Origin of the sequence: Polynucleobacter sp. MWH-HuK1 (genome assembly GCF_018881815.1) — a bacterium.
In the GTDB taxonomy this organism is placed as follows: Bacteria; Pseudomonadota; Gammaproteobacteria; order Burkholderiales; family Burkholderiaceae; genus Polynucleobacter.
Map to the genome: position 1 here is coordinate 550,251 of NZ_JACVPP010000001.1, position 19,429 is coordinate 569,679.

The window sequence follows — 19,429 nt, forward strand, 5'->3', positions numbered from 1 at the left end:
GATCGGATAGCACCTTATTTTTTCTTTTTGCTCGGCACTGGCGCTTTGCGAGTTAGCAAAGGGGCTAAGTAGTGGCCTGTAAAGCTCAATTCATTCTTAGCTACATCTTCTGGTGTCCCAGTAGCAATAATCTGCCCGCCACCAGCACCACCCATAGGGCCTAAATCGATAATCCAATCCGCCGTCTTAATGACATCGAGATTGTGCTCAATGATGACAATTGTGTTGCCCTGTTTCTTGAGTGTTTGAATGACTGTCAATAACAACTGGATGTCATGGAAATGCAAGCCAGTAGTCGGTTCATCCAATATATATAAAGTTCTACCGGTATCGCGCTTGGAAAGCTCCAGAGAAAGTTTTACGCGTTGCGCTTCACCGCCGGATAAGGTGGTTGCGCTTTGTCCAAGCTGAACATAGCCTAAGCCAACATCTAATAGGGTCTTAAGTTTGCGTTTAACAACGGGTACGGCTTCGAAGAATTCATGTGCTTGTTCGATAGTCATCGATAACACTTCATGAATATTCTTACCCTTGTAACGAATGTCTAAAGTTTCGCGGTTGTAGCGTTTACCGTGACACACATCGCAAGGAACATAGACATCCGGCAAGAAATGCATTTCTACTTTGAGAACGCCATCGCCTTCACAAGAATCGCAGCGACCACCTTTAACGTTAAAGGAGAAACGGCCTGCCTCATAGCCACGTTCACGTGAAGCGGGAACACCTGCAAAGAGTTCTCTGATTGGAGTAAAGAGCCCCGTATAAGTAGCTGGGTTGGAGCGTGGTGTTCTGCCAATCGGTGACTGGTCAACGCTAATGACTTTATCAAAATGCTCTAAACCTTTAATTGCATCGTGTGCTGCTGGCTCCGCATTGGAGCCATATAAGTGCTGGGCTACAGCATGATGCAGGGTGTCATTAATTAGGGTTGATTTACCGGAGCCCGATACGCCAGTAACGCAAGTCAATAAGCCAACTGGAATCTTGGCATGCACTGATTGCAAATTATTGCCGCGTGCACCAATGATTTCTAAAAAACGATCATTCACTGGGATGCGATTTTCTGGAACTGCGATAGCTTCGCGACCAGAGAGGTATGCGCCAGTTAAGGAATTTGTATTTGCTTCTACTTCTGCCGGAGTGCCTTGAGCAACAATTTCTCCACCATGAACGCCTGCTCCAGGACCAATATCAATCACCCAGTCAGATGCACGAATCATATCTTCATCATGTTCAACCACTAAGACGCTATTGCCTAAATCACGCAAGTGTTTGAGGGTACCAATTAGACGGTCATTATCACGTTGATGCAGGCCAATCGATGGTTCATCTAAGACGTACATGACGCCCGTTAAGCCAGAGCCAATCTGGCTTGCTAGGCGGATACGCTGCGCTTCACCACCTGAAAGAGTATCTGCACTACGCTCGAGAGAAAGGTAATCAAGGCCTACGTCATTTAAAAAGCGTAGACGTGCGCTAATTTCTTTAACGATCTTGTCGGCAATTTCTCGTTTAGCACCTTTGAGCTCAAGCGCTTCAAAATATTCTTTTGCCTCTTTAAGAGGTAGGGCACTGATTTCATAGATAGCGCGCGATTGTTTTTTCTCACCCACTTTGACAAAGCGAGCTTCCTTGCGTAAGCGGCTGCCATTGCATTCTGGGCATATTTGTACGTTTTGATAGCGTGATAATTCTTCACGCACTGTCATTGAGTCAGTTTCGCGATAGCGTCTTTCAAAGTTGGCAACAATACCCTCGAAAGCATGCTCGCGAATACTATTTTTGCCACGCTCGTTGATGTATTCAAAAGGAATAGTGACATCGCCAGAGCCTAATAGAATAAGGTCCTGCTGTTTCTTATTGAGTGTCTCAAATGGTTTTTCTACATCAAAGCCACCATGCTTAGCTAAGGTCTGTAGCAACTTGAAATAGAACTGATTACGACGATCCCAGCCTTTAATCGCTCCTGATGCCAGCGATAGATCTGGATGAGCAACGATTCGTTTTGGATCAAAGAAGGACTGGTGGCCAAGGCCGTCACACGATGGGCAGGCGCCCATTGGATTATTAAAAGAGAAGAGGCGAGGCTCTAATTCTTGTAAAGAGTATGAGCACACTGGGCAAGCAAACTTGCTAGAGAAAATCATCTCTTTGCCGGTATCCATATCAACAATCATGGCTTTACCATCAGCGAGGCGTAAAGCAGTTTCAAAAGATTCTGCTAAACGTTGCTGAATATCTGGTCGAACTTTAATGCGATCTACAACTACTTCAATCGAGTGCTTATCGTTTTTCTTTAGTGTTGGTAGTTGATCAACTTCAAAGATCTCCGCCTTAGCAGCATTGGCTGTACCGCCGCCAGAACGCACCCGAAAGCGAACAAAGCCTTGTGCCTGTAAGTCTTGGAAGAGGTCAACGAATTCGCCTTTACGTTCGCTTACAACGGGAGCCAGAATCATCAACTTTGTATCTTCTGGCATCGATAACACGGTATCGACCATTTGCGAAACGCTTTGCGCTTCTAATGGAAGATCATGATCTGGGCAATGCGGCGTTCCTGCACGTGCAAATAATAAACGCAAGTAATCATGAATTTCAGTAACGGTACCAACGGTAGAGCGCGGATTGTGGCTAGTTGCTTTTTGCTCAATCGAAATCGCTGGTGATAACCCTTCAATCGTGTCAACGTCTGGTTTTTCCATGAGTTGTAAAAACTGACGTGCGTAAGCCGAGAGAGACTCAACGTATCGGCGCTGGCCTTCCGCATAGAGAGTGTCGAAAGCCAATGAGCTTTTGCCTGAGCCGGATAAACCAGTGAGGACGACTAATTTCTCTCTAGGGATGTCTAGATTGATGTTTTTGAGGTTATGGGTGCGGGCACCGCGGATCTTGATTTCGTTATTCATGATTTTTTAGCGTAACTTGTTAATATAGCTCTTTCCCATGAATCCTTCTGAACTTCGCTCCACTCTGGCCTTAGCAGGCATCTTTGGCCTCCGTATGTTGGGCTTATTTCTGCTCTTGCCCATCTTCAGCATTCATGCGCGAGGCTTGCCTGGTGGCGAGCATGCCCTTTGGGTGGGTTTGGCACTCGGGATATTCAATATTGTTCAGGCCTGTTTTTATATCCCTTTGGGGCGTTTATCGGACCGAATTGGGCGTAAACCAGTCGTTTTATGGGGGCTCTCCTTATTTGTAGCTGGCGCCCTGATTTGTGCCGCTAAAGATGATTTGTTGTGGATTGCTATTGGCCGGGGAATTATGGGGGCAGGCGCAGTTTCAGCAGCTATTTCAGCCTGGGTGGCTGATTTAACCCGCGAACAAGTTCGAACTCGAGCCATGGCCTTGGTTGGCGGCAGTATTGCCCTCTCATTTGCTCTTTCTTTAGTGATCGCCGCCCCGATTTATCGCGCGATTAGTCTGAGCGGAATTTTTATTGTTCTGGCGGTTTTGGGTGTCATTGCGATGTTTGTTACTTACTTCATCTTGCCGACAAGTAAGCCAGAAGCAAAAGTTCAACAAGCGTCTTTAAAAGAAGTTTTCTTTCGTCCAGAGTTGATGCGTTTGAATCTCGGCGTATTTGTATTGCATGCAACTCAAGTGGCTATGTTCTTGGTGGTACCAAGACTTTTGGTGCAAGCTGGTTTACCGCTCTCTTCCCATTGGGAAATTTATCTTCCAGTTGTATTGTTGTCATTTGTCTTCATGGCCCCTGCAATTATTTATGGCGAGAAGAAGCAGAAATTAAGAACGGTATTGTTAGTGGCTATTGTTTTGTTGTTGATTGCTGAAACAGTATTCACTCAAGCTAATTCAGTCATGTCTATAGCGATTGCGCTGTTGATTTATTTTGTCGGCTTTAATTTGCTGGAGGCTTTGCAGCCATCCTTAGTGTCACGTTTTGCAAAAGAATCTAAGGGCACTGCCCTAGGTGTTTACAACACTACGCAATCGATTGGCTTGTTCTCTGGGGCTGCAATTGGAGGTTATTTAATGGATAGCCATGGTGATTTATCGGTCTTTGCAATGGGTGCGGCGCTCTTGGTTTGCTGGCTTATAATTGCTTGGTCGATGGGTGAAATGCCAACGAGAGCAACAGAATCAAAGGATGTAGCCACAAAGACATAACCGCAGCTTCATAGATTAAATTAAAGCGAGCAGTTTATTTTTTAGCAGCAATAACAGTAGTATTTTTCTTCGGGAGACAACATGGCTTCGGTAAATAAGGTCATCATCGTAGGTAACGTAGGACGCGATCCAGAAACGCGTTATATGCCAAGCGGCGACGCTGTTACAAACATTTCAGTAGCAACATCTGACCGCTACAAAGACAAACAAACTGGCGAAATGAAAGAAACCACAGAATGGCACCGTGTTGCATTCTTCGGCAAGCTTGCAGAAATAGCTGGTCAGTACCTCAAAAAGGGTTCACAGGTTTATGTTGAAGGTCGTTTGCGTACTCGCAAATGGACTGACGCTAGCGGCCAAGAAAAGTATTCCACAGAGATCGTTGCAGAAACTATGCAAATGCTTGGTGGTAAGCCAGTTGGCGGCAGTGGTGATGGTGGCGAAAGCTACAGCCGCTCAAAGCCGGCTGAGCAGTCTGCTCCAGCAGCTTCAAATGCTGCCTCACTGGGCGCAATGGACGACGATATTCCGTTTTAAGCAAAATCAACTAATGCGCTGAATGCCGTAATAGCAAAAACCCCTTTTAGGATTTCCTGCAAGGGGTTTTTATTTAACTACTGTCTTGCGTGACGAATATTTTCAGGCCACGGAGAGTTGTAGTCGGTACGGAAAGGGTTGATATCCAAGCCACCACGTCGTGTGTAACGTGCATACACAGAAAGCTTCTCTGGTTTGCATTGACGCTTGATATCCGTAAAGATGGTTTCTACGCAATGCTCATGAAACTCACCTAATTGTCTAAAGCCAATGAGATAGCGTAATAAACCTTCTTCCAGAATTGGCCTGCCTTGATAGCGGATTTGTACGCTTGCCCAATCTGGTTGACCTGTCACGGGACAATTAGATTTGAGCAAATGGGAAACAAGGCATTGCTCAATTGGCCCAAAGGATTCATTCACGCCCAGCAAGTATGGATCTGCGGGAAGGTTTGGGTCAACCTCAATATCTAGGCGATCTATCAAGATGCCGCCCATTTCTTGCATCCCTTTTTTGGAGATTGCGTCCGAAGAGTTGATGCGTGTAGTAATTTTGCTGCCAGCAACCTCTGATAGGTCGGCAATCAATCTTTCTTTAACTTCACTTTCATCTTCAAAGCGTGCGCTATTAAGACTGTTGAGATACAACTTGAAGGATTTGGACTCAATCATGTTGGGTGAGTCAGCCGGAATTTGAAATTCCGCCAATGCAATTTGTGGCTTTCCTTTTTTGTTGAGCCAGCTCAGTTCGAAGGCATTCCAAATATCAATACCAACAAACGGCAACGCTTGATTCTCTTTAATGCCAATTTTCTTGCGATTTTCTATTCTTGGAATGGGAAATAGTAAGCTTGGATCATATTGATCTGGATATTGTGTAGATTGTCCGAGGGGAAGTGTTGCCATAAATAACGTCGTTTATTTTTCTATTACTTGGCTTTGGGTTTATTTGATACGCCTGATACAACATGCCCTGTTGGGGCAACAGATGCAGCAGATTGGCAGTGACCAGTTTGATCGTCAAAGAAGAAGTCCGGCTCAAATTCTCTTAAGAACTCACTCTTCGAGAGGCCGCCTAAGAACATTGCTTCGTCAACATCAATACCCCATGCCATTAGGGTACGAATGGCGCGCTCGTGTGCAGGTGCTGAACGCGCTGTCACTAGTGCAGTACGAATACGCATGCCATTTTCGCTGGTGGAGCGCTGTAGTCTGTGGAGCGCTTCAAGCAAGGGTTTGAATGGGCCTGGAGGTAAGGGAATATCGACCTTTTTGCTCTCATGATCAACAAAGGCCTCAAGCCCTTTTTTCTGAAACACTTGTTCTGCTTCATCGGAAAAGAGTACCGCATCACCGTCAAAGGCAATGCGGATTTCATTCGGGTGAGACTCTGCTGTTTTGCTGGATTCCGGAAAGACGCGCGCCGCAGGAAATCCAGCATCAATCGTTGCGCGTACATCATCTTCATTTGCAGATAAAAAGAGATTGGCATGCAGTGAGCGAAGGTAGTGGTATGGTGGGCGACCTCTAGTAAAAACGCCACGCTCAAGATGTAGGCCGTGATGCTCTGCAGAGCGGAAAACGCGTAGGCCACTTACCGGATCGTTCCGAGAAAGAATTACCACTTCAACTCGCTGCTCACCCTCTTCATTAAAGGCGAGTAGCTTCTTAACTAGCGGAAAGGCGACCCCCTTTTGAGCTGCTTCACCCAAACGCTCAAGCTGTAATTTCATATACGCGCTGTCATCGGTTGACTCGAAGATGCGGTTTTCTTCTTCGAAATCGAATAGGGCGCGTGACGAGATCGCGACGACGAGTTTTCCGGTGAGTGTGTATGACATTGCTGGTAGTCGTCTCGCGTGCTGCTCTTATTTAAGGAATAGGCGATATGCGGGGTTATTGCTCTCATCCCAATGTGGATAGCCTAGACCAGCCAAAAAGCTTTGGAATTTCTTCTGCTCATTCTTGGGGACCTGAAGGCCAACCAAAATGCGTCCATAGTCAGCGCCATGATTGCGATAATGGAACAAGCTGATATTCCAGTTTGGTGCCATGCTGGTGAGGAACTTCATCAAAGCGCCTGGACGCTCCGGAAATTCAAAGCGATAGAGCAATTCATCTTTAGCAAGCGCAGAATGTCCGCCCACCATGTGGCGTAAATGTGACTTTGCTAATTCATCATGAGTGAGGTCAATCGTTGCAAACTTTGCTTTGCGGAAATGCTTTGCAATTGCTTCGCTATCCCCTGATTTTTGTGTGCTGATGCCTACAAAAATATGCGCTTTACTTTGATCGCCAATACGATAGTTAAATTCAGTTACATTGCGTTTGCCAAGCAATTCGCAGAAGCGTTTGAAGGAGCCACGCTCCTCGGGAATGGTCACTGCAAATACGGCTTCGCGGAACTCGCCAACGTCTGCGCGTTCGGCTACAAAGCGCAGGCGGCTAAAGTTCATATTCGCCCCGCAAGCAACAGCCACTAGGGTTTTCTTCTTGATACGTTTTTTCTCAACGTACTTCTTCATGCCAGCAATAGCAAGCGCACCAGCAGGCTCAAGAATGCTGCGAGTGTCGGTGAAAACATCATTAATTGCTGCACAGATTTCGTCTGTATCGACAGTGATAATTTCATCAACTACTTTTTTGCAAATGCGAAATGTTTCTTTGCCGACGAGTTTCACAGCAGTACCATCCGAGAATAGGCCGACATCTTTCATCTCAATGCGCTTATTCGCTTTGAGCGATTGATTCATAGCATCTGAGTCTGAGGCTTGAACGCCAATTACTTTGGTTTTTGGGCTAACTGCTTTGATGTATTCGCCAATGCCTGCAATCAGGCCACCACCACCAATGGCTACAAATACTGCATCGATTGGTTTTTCATATTGGGTAAAAATTTCGTGGGCGATAGTTCCCTGGCCTGCAATGACATCCGGATCGTCAAAAGGATGAACAAAAGTGAGGCCCCGTTTTTTACCCAAAACTTCAGAATGCTTGAAGGCATCACTATAGGACTCGCCATGAAGGATGATTTCGACCCAAGATCCGCCTCGAGCCTTAACCGCATCAATCTTGACGCTAGGAGTGGTTTCCGGCATGACGATGACGGCCTTGCACTTCATTTTGGCTGCCGATAGGGCAACACCTTGGGCATGATTGCCTGCGGAGGCAGCAATAACCCCGCGTTTTAGGGCTTCCGGGGGCAAATGAGCCATTTTGTTATAGGCGCCACGCAGTTTGAAGGAGAAAACCGGCTGGTTATCCTCTCTTTTAAGGAGAACCTGGTTGCCCAAACGCTTTGTCAGCTCGGGGGCGGGCTGAAGCTCGGTTTCTCTGGCTACGTCATATACGCGAGCCGATAAAATTTTCTTTAAATAGTTCGTTGCCATCCGATGAGCGTACCACGGATGGTTCCTAAGCCCTTAGATTTGCAAGGGTTTATCTATTTAGGGAGCAGCTTTCTTGGAATACTGCCAGTATCAGGATTGCTCTATTAAAATGCTTATTTATCAAATATGTCGCTATGAACGCCCCACTAGCTTTGAACCAGTTGTTGGACGCTGAGGCGGGTTCCCCCCGTTTGCGTGAAATTCCCTACAACTACACCTCCTTTTCCGATCGAGAGATTGTTATTCGTCTATTGGGTGAGGAGTCATGGCGCGTTCTAAATAACTTACGTGGCGTTCGCCGTACTGGCCGTTCTGCGCGGATGTTGTTTGAAATTCTCGGTGATATTTGGGTAGTTCAACGTAACCCATTCTTGCAAGATGACTTGCTCGATAGTCCAAATCGTCGCAAGCAATTAATCGATGCTCTTTGGCATCGCTTGGGCGAAGTCAAGAAGCGAAATGGCGGCGACTCTGCAGATCAGGTAGAAATTTTACTAAGCGCTGCCTATCGCGCAATTGAAAATTTTGAAAATGGCTTTAAAGAAGTTGAAGGCATTCGTAGGCGTGCCCGAAAAGAGTTGGGCCGTCATACTGCTGCTGACAATATTTGCTTTGATGGTGTATCTCGTGCTGCTCACGTTACTGATGCAACCGATTGGCGCGTTGAGTTTCCGCTAGTTGTTTTAAAGCCTGATTACGAATCTGAAATCCCAGGCTTAGTAAAAGCTTGTGTTGAATTAGGTTTGACCATTATTCCTCGTGGAGGCGGCACTGGTTATACCGGAGGCGCAATTCCGCTCTATGCAATGTCTGCAGTCATTAACACTGAGAAGTTGCAAGATATTGGTGGCGTCAAAGCTAAAAAACTTCCCGGCCTTGAACGCGAAGTGTCGACTATCTTTACTGGCGCGGGCGTTGTTACTCGCCGCGTAGCAGATGCTGCGGAGCATGCTGGACTTGTGTTTGCTGTTGATCCCACCTCTGCGGATGCCAGCTGTATTGGCGGCAATATTGCAATGAATGCTGGTGGTAAAAAAGCGGTTCTCTGGGGAACAGCTTTAGATAATCTCGCTAGCTGGCGCATGGTTGATCCACAGGGCAACTGGTTAGATGTTGTGCGTCTTGATCACAACATGGGCAAGATTCATGATGCGGCAATCGTACGTTTTCAGCTTACCTGGTCGGAAGGAACAAGCGAGCCTGGTGAACGTATCCTCAAAACAGAATTATTAGAAGTTGAAGGCAAACGTTTCCGTAAAGAAGGTTTAGGAAAAGACGTTACTGATAAGTTTTTATCAGGATTGCCTGGCGTACAAAAAGAAGGTTGCGATGGTTTAATTACCAGCGCAACTTGGGTGTTGCATCGTATGCCCAAATTCATGCGCACGGTTTGTTTGGAGTTTTTTGGTCAAGCACGCGAAGCTATTCCAAGTATCGTAGAAATTAAGGCTTACTTAGATGGCCTTAGCAAACAAGGTGGGCCAATTTTGGCTGGTCTTGAGCATTTAGATGATCGTTATTTAAGGGCGGTTGGTTACTCAACAAAATCTAAGCGCAATAGCTTGCCTAAGATGGTGCTGATTGGCGATATTGCTGGCGATGATGAAGAGGCCGTTGCCGCTGCAACTAGTGAAGTAGTGCGTATGGCCAACTTACGAGTTGGCGAAGGCTTTGTTGCTGTTAGCGCAGAAGCACGTAAGAAGTTTTGGCTAGATCGCGCTCGTACAGCAGCGATTGCCCGTCATACCAACGCATTTAAGATTAATGAAGACGTCGTAATTCCTTTGCCGCGTATGGGCGAGTACACCGATGGTATTGATCGCATCAATATTGAGCTCTCTCTCAAAAACAAGCTGCAAGTGCTCGATGGTCTAGAGGCTTTCTTGAAGAAGAGCACTTTACCACTTGGTAAGAGTGATGCTGAGTATGAGATTCCAACAGCAGAAATCTTGGGCGATCGTGTTCAACAGGCGTTGGAGTTAATTGCTAAGGTGCGTACTCGTTGGGCTGATTGGCTCACGCAGATGGATACGTATTTCCCGCAACTACAAAATTACAGCTTGCGTGCCTCATGGAAAGAAGAAGTACGTTCAGAGTTGCGCATCATCTTTGGTGGTCTAGCGTTTGAGCCCATCCTTACTGAGTTAGAAGCCATTCATAAAAACATTTTGCGTAAGCGTGTGTTTGTAGCTTTGCATATGCATGCGGGTGACGGTAATGTTCATACCAATATTCCTGTCAACTCAGATGATTATGAGATGTTGCAAGATGCTCATCGTGCCGTAGATCGCATTATGAAGTTAGCGCGCTCACTTGATGGCGTGATTTCTGGCGAGCATGGTATTGGTATTACCAAATTAGAGTATTTAACCGAAGTCGAGCTAAAAGACTTCCGTAGCTATAAGAATCGCATTGATCCAGAAGGCCGCTTTAACAAAGGCAAGTTAATGCCGCATGCAGATCTGAGCATGGCCTACACTCCAAGCTTTGGCTTGATGGGTCATGAGTCAATCATCATGCAGCAAAGCGATATTGGCGCGATTGCTGATAGCGTGAAAGATTGCTTGCGCTGCGGTAAATGTAAGCCAGTGTGCTCTACACACGTGCCGCGTGCAAACTTGCTCTACAGCCCACGCGATAAGATTCTGGCAACCTCACTATTGATTGAAGCCTTCTTGTATGAAGAGCAGACACGTCGTGGTGTTTCTATTCGTCATTGGGAAATGTTTGACGATGTAGCTGCGCATTGCACTGTATGTCACAAGTGTTTAACGCCTTGTCCGGTCAAGATTGACTTTGGTGACGTCACCATGAACATGCGTAATTTACTGCGTAAGATGGGTCAGCAACGTTTTAATCCTGGTACTGCTGCATCGATGTTCTTCCTTAATGCGACTAGCCCAGAGACCATTCATCTTGCGCGCAAAACGATGATTAGTTGGGGTTACAAGTTGCAGCGCTTGGGTAATGATGTCTTGCGTAAGTTTGCTAAACAACAAACAGCACACCCGCCTGCGACTGTGGGTAAGCCGAGCGTTAAAGAACAAGTGATCTTCTTTGTTAATAAGAAGATGCCAGGCAATTTACCTAAGAAAACCGCTCGTGCTTTATTGGATATTGAAGACGCTAACTACGTGCCAATTATTCGGGATCCTAAAACAACTTCTGCAGATACTGAGGCGGTGTTTTATTTCCCGGGCTGTGGCTCTGAGCGTTTGTTCTCGCAAGTAGGCTTAGCTACTCAGGCTATGTTGTGGAATGTAGGCGTACAAACAGTGCTTCCTCCAGGCTACCTTTGCTGCGGCTACCCACAGCGCGGCAATGGTGACTTTGATAAAGCTGAGAAGATGATTACGGATAACCGAGTCTTATTCCATCGTGTTGCTAATACTCTGAACTACTTGGATATCAAGACCGTCGTAGTTTCATGTGGCACTTGTTATGACCAGTTGGCTGGTTATCAGTTTGAGCAGATTTTCCCAGGCTGCCGCATTATTGATATTCATGAGTTCTTGGCTGAGAAGGGTGTGAAGCTCTCTGGCGTCACTGGCGTGAAATATATGTATCACGATCCTTGCCACTCACCAATGAAGTTGCAAGATCCTTTGAAGACGGTCAATGAGTTAATTCAACTTGAAGATGGCAAAGCCATCGCTAAAAACGATCGTTGCTGTGGTGAGTCTGGAACATTGGCCGTGACTCGTCCCGATATCTCTACGCAAGTTCGTTTCCGCAAGCAGATCGAAATGGAAAAAGCTGCCAATGAATTGCGTAAAGGCGATTTCACAGGTGACGTTAAAGTATTGACTAGCTGCCCATCCTGCTTACAGGGCCTGACTCGTTTTGATGCAGACAGCGACACGACAGCGGATTACATCGTAGTAGAGATGGCGCAGAAGTTGTTAGGGAAAGATTGGATGCAGGACTACGTTGCTAAAGCCAACCAAGGCGGTATTGAGAGGGTTCTCGTTTAATGATTCCAACTAGCATCGTTGTGCATCAACAGTCCAAGGTTCTAGAGCTCTCATACGAGAATGGTCAGACTTATAGGTTGCCCTTTGAGTTTCTGAGAGTTCTATCTCCCTCCGCTGAGGTACAAGGTCATGGACCCAGGCAAGAAACCTTGCAAACCGGTAAGCGTGATGTCTTGATTGCGAATATTGAGCCCGTTGGCCACTACGCTCTCAAGCCAAGTTTTTCTGATGGACATGATTCAGGTTTGTACTCTTGGGATTTTTTATATTTCTTATGCGAAAACCAAGAGCAATTATGGAAAGAGCATTTGGATAAATTGGCTGCTGCAGGACTTGATCGTGATGCGCCTATGGTGCAGACAGGACAGTCAGGCGGTCATTCTTGTGGAAGTCGCTAATGAGTAAAACGCACTTTGGTTATCAAAGCGTTGACGAGGCTGAGAAGGCTGGTAAGGTTGCTGAAGTATTTCACTCAGTAGCTAGTAAATATGACGTGATGAATGACTTGATGTCATTTGGCTTACATCGTGTTTGGAAAAAAATTACGATTGCACGCGCTAATGTTCGTCCTGGTCAAAAAGTTTTAGATATTGCTGGCGGTACAGGTGATTTAGCGGCAGCTTTTGCAAAAGCAGCTGACTGGGGTCGCAACCCAGACGCTCAAGTTTGGCTTAGCGACATTAATGCTTCCATGCTGGGGGTTGGTCGCGATCGACTCTTAGATCGCGGAATGGCTTTGCCTTGTGTGCAGTTTGATGCAGAAAAGATTCCATTCCCTAATAATCATTTTGACGTGGTGACGGTTGCCTTTGGTTTACGCAATATGACGCACAAAGAAGTTGCTTTAGACGAAATGCGTCGCGTGATAAAGCCGGGGGGACGGGTTTTAGTGTTGGAGTTTTCTAAACCAGATGCCTTTTTACAGCCGGTATATGACACCTATTCCTTTAAGGTTTTGCCATGGTTGGGCGAGAAGATTGCGCAAGATTCAGAGAGTTATCGCTATTTGGCAGAATCCATTCGCATGCATCCTGATGCCCAAACTCTTAAAGAAATGATGTTAGGAGTAGGTTTTGATGAAGTAGAAACCCATAGGATGACTGGGGGTATCGTTGCCCTACATATTGGTATTAAATACTGATAGTTGTATAGTTTTCATAGCCTTAATAAATAAAGAAATTCGGCAGTTATAAGAGGGAGTGCAGATTCATGAATAAACATTTTTTTAAAGCAATACTTTTAAGTTTTACTTTAATTTTTGCAACAGTGGGTCATGCTGATGCTGCTCGATTAGGTGGTGGTAAAAGTGTAGGTAGAGCACCAAGCGCACCAATTCAAAAGCAAGCTGCGCCAGTACAAAAACCTGCACAGCAGGCTCAGCCTGCTGCACCTGCTCCAGCTCCACAAGCTCCTGCGCCTAGTCGTTTTGGCGGAATGGGTGGCATTTTGGGCGGCTTAGCTGCCGGCTTGGGTATTGGTTACCTCTTGTCCCATTTTGGTCTGGGTGAGGCAGCCTCTTCTTTGATTACTGGTTTGCTGATTGCTGTTTTAGCAGGCTTTGTAATTATGTTCGTGATGCGCAAGCTCATGCCCAAAATGTCTAGCGCAGGTCAAAGCCCTAATTTTTCCTCTAATGGAATGCAGCGCACTGGCTTGGATCAGCCATCAAGACAGGAGCCGGCTTTTACTCCTGCTGCAAACGCATTTGGTGGAGTCAGTGCAGAGCCTGAGCCATTTCAATCAACCTTGCCTCCTGGTTTTGATCAGCAAACATTCCTTGAGAATGCAAAACAATATTTTGTAACCTTGCAAAAAGCATGGGATCGAGGCGATCTTGCTTCTTTGCGAGAATTTACAACCCCAGAAATGTTTGCCACGATTCAGCAGGATCTAGCGGGTCGTACTGATGCAAGTAATCAAACCGATGTCGTCACTATCAATGCTCAACTCTTGGGAATTGAGACGGCTGACGGTCATTATTTCTGTAGCGTTCAGTTCAGCGGCATGATTCGTGAGCAACAGGGCGCGCCTGCGAGCGACTTCTCCGAAATTTGGAATCTAAGTAAGCCAGTAGAGGGCCCTGGTGGCTGGGTACTGGCGGGCATCACCCAGTTGGTTTAAGCTTTAGGTACTTGCCGTCGGAAAACCCGCACTTGTGCGGGTTTTTTACACTTATGAACACATATTTCTCAACCACCCATACGATTGCTTCTGGCGCTGCCTGCCGGGGGATTAACCATGTTTTAGCTAGTGAGCTATGGGCATGTACTGAGTTGGCTCGCCATGCTAATAAAACCATTTTGTTGCAGCTTCCGCTGGGCGACTTGTGTTTTGAGATAAAGCCCGATGGTTTATTGGCCACCCTAAAAGAGATTGAGACTCCTACACTTACTTTAGAGGTTTCCTCAAAAGCGCTGAGTGATTTGGCTGGAAGCACAGGTTCATTGCGCGAGCAAGCCTTCAAGGCAGTAAAAATAACTGGCGATGCAGATTTGGCTCAACTATTGGGTCGTCTTGCTGGACAGTTGCGTTGGGAGTACGAGGAAGACTTAGCGCGTCTAGTCGGTGATGCACCTGCAAACTTTGCCGTAAGACAGGGAAAAAAGTTTGTTTCCGCCACTCGCTCTGCTGCAGGTGATTTACTGGACAATGTAGTGGAGTACGTCAGCGAAGAGAGAAAAGTGCTTTTAAATAAAAGAGATTTTATGGTTCGTAAATCTGAATTAAGTGAATTACGCGAATCGGTTGATCGCATAGAAAAGCGCATTCAACTTCTAGAGCAAAAGGCTAAATAATCGTGCATCGCATTGCTCGTCTTTACTTCATCTTTTTTACTGCTTGGCGTTATGGCTTGTTGCCATTGCTTCGTGATCTTTTAAGGCCAGGCATTCGCCGTGGTTTCTTAACAATGCTTTGTTGGGCCTCTCCTGGCAAACATTTACCTAGAGGTGAGCGTATTCGATTAACGCTAGAAGCACTAGGCCCGATATTTGTGAAGTTTGGACAGGTTCTTTCTACGCGTCGAGACTTATTGCCAGAAGATATTGCTAATGAGTTGGCTAAGCTACAGGATCAAGTACCACCTTTCTCAAACGAGGAATCTCGTCGCTTAATTGAGAAAGATCTTGGGCAACCAATTGAGGAAGTTTTTATTAGTTTTGATGCGACTCCTGTTGCTAGTGCCTCAGTGGCGCAGGTGCACTTTGGAGTCTTGCGTGGAACACATAAACATCCTGAGTGGGAGGGTCGTGCAGTAGCTATCAAAGTTCTGCGTCCCGGTATTTTGCCTGTGATTAATAGCGATCTGGCGTTGATGTATGACCTTGCCAAGGTCATTGAGAAAAGTTCTGAAGATGGTCGCCGTTTAAAGCCGCGTGAAAACGTAGCAGAGTTTGATACGTATTTGCATGATGAGTTGGATCTCATGCGCGAGGCTGCTAATGCAAGTCAATTGCGCAGGCAGTTTGTAGACTCTCAGAAACTCATGATTCCGGAAATGTATTGGGATCTTTGTCATACCAATGTCATTGTGATGGAGAGGATGTATGGCATCTCAATTGGAAAGACTGCCGCACTGCGAGAGGCTGGGGTTGACTTTAAAAAGCTGGCTGCAGATGGCGTAGAGATATTTTTTACCCAGGTGTTTGAGTATGGATTCTTCCATGCAGATATGCACCCTGGCAACATCATGATTAGCTTAGAACCAGAAACATTTGGCCGTTTTATTTCATTGGATTTTGGAATCGTTGGCGCATTAAGTGAGACTGATAAAAACTATTTAGCACTGAACTTCTTAGCGTTCTTTAATCGTGATTACCGACGCGTTGCTGAATTGCATATCGAGTCAGGCTGGGTCCCAGCCAATACTCGTGTTGAAGAATTGGAGGGCGCAGTACGTTCGGTCTGTGAGCCTTATTTTGACCGTCCGCTAAAAGAAATTTCTTTGGGTATCGTGTTGATGCGTTTATTCCAAACTTCACGTCGCTTTAAAGTAGAAATTCAGCCGCAACTGACCTTATTACAAAAAACTCTCTTGAATGTGGAGGGGTTGGCCCGTCAACTTGACCCCGACCTGGACCTTTGGAAAACAGCCAAGCCGATTCTGGAGAAGTGGGTCAGCAAGCAATTGGGATGGCGTGGTTTATTGGATGGATTGAAGGAGGAGGCGCCTACCTGGGCCAAGATTCTGCCTAGATTGCCTCGCTTGATAGCGGATAGCTTGGCTCAGGCTCGACATCCCGCAAAAGACCAAAATGGCGAAATTGAGGTTTTAAAGGCCCTTTTGCTCCAAGAAAGACGCACTCACCGCCTACTGGCTGGCGCTTTGCTCTTTGCTGGCGGGTTTTTGGCTGGAATTTTGATTATCAGCCTAGGCTTTTATTAGTCTCTCCCTGATTGGCTGCTAACCCGCTAAAATAGCGGGTTAGGCAGAACACATGAAAAAATACTTTATCGCTGGCATCCTCGTTTGGGCACCATTGTCGATCACCATCTGGGTGATTGCTTGGGGCTTGGGTCTACTTGACGGCGTATTTGGCTCTGTCATGCATGCCATCATTGCTGTCTTCCCACGTCAATTTGCCGGAGATTTGCAACATTTCCGCGAGTTACCTGGCGTTGGTATTTTGATTGTGATCGCAGTGATTATGGCCACTGGTTTATTGGCAATTAGTTTTGCCGGTCAGTGGTGGATTCGGATGTGGAATAAGCAGATCAATCGCATTCCAATTGTTCGCTCTATTTATTCAAGTGTTCAGCAGGTTTCTTCCACTTTATTTTCCGGAAGCGGCCAAGCTTTTAGTAAAGCATTGTTAATTCGTTATCCTCATGCGGATTCATGGGTGATAGCCTTCCAAACAGGTACACCTGCAAAAGAAGTGACTACAAAATTAGGTGAAGACTACGTCAACGTATTTTTGCCAACAACCCCTAACCCTACCTCTGGTTTTTTCATGATTGTGCCCCGCGCACAAACGATTGAATTGGAGATGAGCGTGGAAGAGGCTCTGAAACATATTGTTTCCATGGGCTCTGTTCCACCCAATAGTTCTAGTGGCATAGCTGCAACGCAGTTACCACACCATTTTTGATTTATAGGAAATTTTTATGTCGATGCGAAGCCATACCTGCGGCCAGGTAACCGATTCACTGATTGGTCAAGAAGTCACTCTTTCTGGTTGGGTGAATCGTCGCCGTGACCACGGAGGCGTTATTTTTATTGACTTGCGTGACCGTGAAGGTTTTGTTCAAGTGGTTTGCGATCCAGATCGCCCAGAGATGTTCGCTCTTGCTGAGCAAGTGCGTAGCGAGTTCTGCATACAGATCAAAGGTCTTGTGCGTGCGCGTCCTGCTGGTACTGAAAATGTAGATTTAGTTAGTGGAAAAGTAGAAATTCTTTGCCATAGCTTGGTGATCTTGAATGCATCTGTAACACCGCCATTTCAAATTGATGATGAGAATTTATCTGAGACCACTCGTTTGACTCATCGCGTCTTAGATTTACGTCGTCCACAAATGCAAAAGAATTTGCGCTTGCGTTACAACGTAGCCATGGAGTGCCGTCGTTATTTAGATGACGCAGGATTTATCGATATCGAAACACCAATGCTCACTAAGAGTACTCCAGAAGGTGCGCGTGATTATTTAGTTCCATCACGCGTACATGATGGCCAGTTCTTTGCATTGCCACAGTCTCCTCAATTATTTAAGCAGTTGTTAATGGTGGCCGGCTTTGATCGTTACTATCAAATTACAAAGTGCTTTCGAGATGAAGACTTACGCGCAGATCGTCAGCCTGAGTTTACGCAGATCGACTGTGAAACTGCTTTCTTAAGCGAGTTAGAGATTCGCGATTTATTTGAAAACATGATTCGTCATATTTTCAAAAAGACAATGAATGTCGAGTTGCCGAACCCATTCCCAACAATGCCTTACTCAGAAGGTATGGCGCGCTTTGGCTCTGATAAGCCAGATTTGCGTGTGAACTTTGAGTTCACTGAACTGACAGATTTGATGAAAGATGTTGATTTCAAAGTGTTTTCAGGCGCAGCGAACCAAGTTGGTGGTCGCGTAGTGGGATTGTGTGTGCCTGGTGGTGCTGAAATTAGCCGTAGCGAAATCGATGACTACACCCAGTTCGTTAGCATCTATGGCGCTAAAGGTTTGGCCTGGATTAAGGTCAACTCTGTGACTGAAGGCCGCAATGGTTTGCAGTCACCAATCGTGAAGAATTTGCATGACGCTGCGATTGAAGGCATCTTGAAGCGCACTGGTGCAAAAGATGGCGACATTATTTTCTTCGGTGCTGATAAAGAAAAAGTGGTCAACGACGCAATCGGAAATCTACGTCTGCGTATCGGCCAATCTGCTTGGGGTAAAGAGCATGGGCTATTTACGGAAGGCTGGAAGCCATTATGGGTAGTTGACTTCCCAATGTTTGATTACGATGAAGGCGAAGCACGTTGGGTTGCTTGCCATCATCCATTCACCAGCCCTAAAGATGAGCATATGCAGTACTTGGAATCTGATCCAGGTAAGTGCCTAGCCAAGGCTTATGACATGGTGTTAAACGGTAGTGAGATTGGTGGTGGTTCTGTGCGTATTCACCAAGAGGCTGTGCAAAGCCAAGTATTCCGCGCATTGAAGATTGATGCGGAAGAAGCGCAAGCGAAGTTTGGCTTCTTGTTAGATGCTCTCCAATATGGCGCGCCTCCGCATGGTGGTATTGCCTTTGGTTTAGATCGTATCGTCACCATGATGACCGGTGCTGAATCGATTCGTGATGTGATTGCCTTCCCTAAAACTCAACGTGCGCAGTGTTTATTAACTCAAGCGCCTAGTCCAGTGGATGAACGTCAGTTGCGTGAACTGCACATTCGTTTGCGTCAAGCTGCACCTGCTGCTTAAAAAACTTCAGTAGCATTTTTAGATCCGCTTTGAAAATCCCTATTTCGGTTTTAGTAGTTATCTATAAATCGAATAGGGATGTTTTATTGATAGAGCGTGCAGATCGAGCTGGCTTTTGGCAGTCTGTTACTGGTAGTCTGGACGCTATTGATGAGGATCTTGCTTTTGCAGCAGCCCGTGAAGTATTTGAAGAGACAGGTATTGCGGTAAAGGGATTGCCAAAAGATGCATTGCAAAATATGCATCACCAGATCGAATATGAAATCTATCCTGCCTGGCGTTCTCGTTATGCGCCTGGTGTCACTCGCAATACTGAACACTGGTTCTCACTAGAAGTTCCCAATAACACCCCCATTACGCTAGCCCCTAGAGAGCATTTAGCCTATGAATGGCTCCCATACCAAGAGGCTGCTAAAAAATGTTTTTCTCCTAGCAATGGAGAGGCAATTCTAAAATTATTTCAGCAGACTAAAGCTAGCGCGAATAAGGAATAAGA

General features: G+C 46.0%; 15 protein-coding genes. 11 read left to right on the forward strand and 4 right to left on the reverse strand.

Going from position 1 to position 19,429, the window contains the following annotated elements:
• Window positions 1–14: 14 nt before the first annotated feature.
• Window positions 15–2,906 carry an excinuclease ABC subunit UvrA gene (gene uvrA, locus ICE93_RS02975; protein WP_216185474.1) on the reverse strand — a complete coding sequence of 964 codons (2,892 nt, stop codon included), beginning with the start codon at window positions 2,904–2,906 and terminating at the stop codon, window positions 15–17.
• A gap of 37 nt (window positions 2,907–2,943) precedes the next feature.
• On the opposite strand from uvrA, the gene ICE93_RS02980 reads away from it, so the two are divergent.
• Together ICE93_RS02980 and ssb are read left to right on the forward strand one after the other, a co-directional pair.
• Complete coding sequence (locus tag ICE93_RS02980) at window positions 2,944–4,128, forward strand: MFS transporter (protein WP_216185476.1); 1,185 nt, start codon at window positions 2,944–2,946, stop codon at window positions 4,126–4,128.
• Between the two features lie 81 nt (window positions 4,129–4,209).
• Complete coding sequence (ssb, locus tag ICE93_RS02985) at window positions 4,210–4,665, forward strand: single-stranded DNA-binding protein (protein WP_068319607.1); 456 nt, start codon at window positions 4,210–4,212, stop codon at window positions 4,663–4,665.
• Between the two features lie 77 nt (window positions 4,666–4,742).
• On the opposite strand, the gene queF is transcribed toward ssb, so the two are convergent.
• The 3 genes from queF to ilvA are packed head-to-tail and all read right to left on the reverse strand — an operon-like array spanning window position 4,743 to window position 8,053.
• Window positions 4,743–5,570: an NADPH-dependent 7-cyano-7-deazaguanine reductase QueF gene (gene queF / locus ICE93_RS02990; protein WP_216185478.1), complete on the reverse strand. Its 828-nt coding sequence runs from the start codon at window positions 5,568–5,570 to the stop codon at window positions 4,743–4,745.
• A 23-nt stretch (window positions 5,571–5,593) separates the two neighbouring features.
• The gene (locus tag ICE93_RS02995) at window positions 5,594–6,505 is read right to left on the reverse strand and encodes a 5'-nucleotidase (RefSeq protein WP_216185480.1); all 912 of its coding nucleotides are present in this window, start codon (window positions 6,503–6,505) and stop codon (window positions 5,594–5,596) included.
• A gap of 27 nt (window positions 6,506–6,532) precedes the next feature.
• Complete coding sequence (gene ilvA, locus ICE93_RS03000) at window positions 6,533–8,053, reverse strand: threonine ammonia-lyase, biosynthetic (protein WP_216185482.1); 1,521 nt, start codon at window positions 8,051–8,053, stop codon at window positions 6,533–6,535.
• Window positions 8,054–8,187: 134 nt separating this feature from the next.
• On the opposite strand from ilvA, the gene ICE93_RS03005 reads away from it, so the two are divergent.
• The 9 genes from ICE93_RS03005 to nudB all read left to right on the forward strand — a co-directional run bounded on the left by ICE93_RS03005 (window position 8,188) and on the right by nudB (window position 19,427).
• Window positions 8,188–12,027, forward strand: a complete 3,840-nt coding sequence (locus tag ICE93_RS03005; protein ID WP_216185485.1) for an FAD/FMN-binding oxidoreductase — start codon at window positions 8,188–8,190, stop codon at window positions 12,025–12,027.
• Window positions 12,027–12,425: a gamma-butyrobetaine hydroxylase-like domain-containing protein gene (locus ICE93_RS03010; RefSeq protein ID WP_216185487.1), complete on the forward strand. Its 399-nt coding sequence runs from the start codon at window positions 12,027–12,029 to the stop codon at window positions 12,423–12,425. The genes ICE93_RS03005 and ICE93_RS03010 overlap by 1 nt, the downstream gene beginning before the upstream one ends.
• Entirely contained in the window at window positions 12,425–13,168 is a 744-nt protein-coding gene (gene ubiE / locus ICE93_RS03015) for a bifunctional demethylmenaquinone methyltransferase/2-methoxy-6-polyprenyl-1,4-benzoquinol methylase UbiE (protein WP_216185489.1), read from the forward strand. The genes ICE93_RS03010 and ubiE overlap by 1 nt, the downstream gene beginning before the upstream one ends.
• Window positions 13,169–13,236: 68 nt before the next feature.
• Window positions 13,237–14,148 carry a Tim44 domain-containing protein gene (locus ICE93_RS03020; protein WP_216185491.1) on the forward strand — a complete coding sequence of 304 codons (912 nt, stop codon included), beginning with the start codon at window positions 13,237–13,239 and terminating at the stop codon, window positions 14,146–14,148.
• 53 nt (window positions 14,149–14,201) lie between these two features.
• Window positions 14,202–14,822 (forward strand): SCP2 domain-containing protein, encoded by a 621-nt coding sequence (locus tag ICE93_RS03025; protein ID WP_216185493.1) that lies wholly within the window; start codon window positions 14,202–14,204, stop codon window positions 14,820–14,822.
• Window positions 14,823–14,824: 2 nt separating this feature from the next.
• A complete protein-coding gene (gene ubiB / locus ICE93_RS03030; RefSeq protein ID WP_216185495.1) occupies window positions 14,825–16,411 on the forward strand; it encodes a ubiquinone biosynthesis regulatory protein kinase UbiB in 1,587 nt (528 codons plus the stop codon).
• 52 nt (window positions 16,412–16,463) lie between these two features.
• Window positions 16,464–17,117 (forward strand): DUF502 domain-containing protein, encoded by a 654-nt coding sequence (locus tag ICE93_RS03035; protein ID WP_216185497.1) that lies wholly within the window; start codon window positions 16,464–16,466, stop codon window positions 17,115–17,117.
• 16 nt (window positions 17,118–17,133) lie between these two features.
• The gene (gene aspS / locus ICE93_RS03040) at window positions 17,134–18,933 is read left to right on the forward strand and encodes an aspartate--tRNA ligase (protein WP_216185499.1); all 1,800 of its coding nucleotides are present in this window, start codon (window positions 17,134–17,136) and stop codon (window positions 18,931–18,933) included.
• 29 nt (window positions 18,934–18,962) lie between these two features.
• Entirely contained in the window at window positions 18,963–19,427 is a 465-nt protein-coding gene (gene nudB, locus ICE93_RS03045; RefSeq protein WP_216185501.1) for a dihydroneopterin triphosphate diphosphatase, read from the forward strand.
• The last annotated feature ends 2 nt before the right edge of the window (window positions 19,428–19,429 follow it).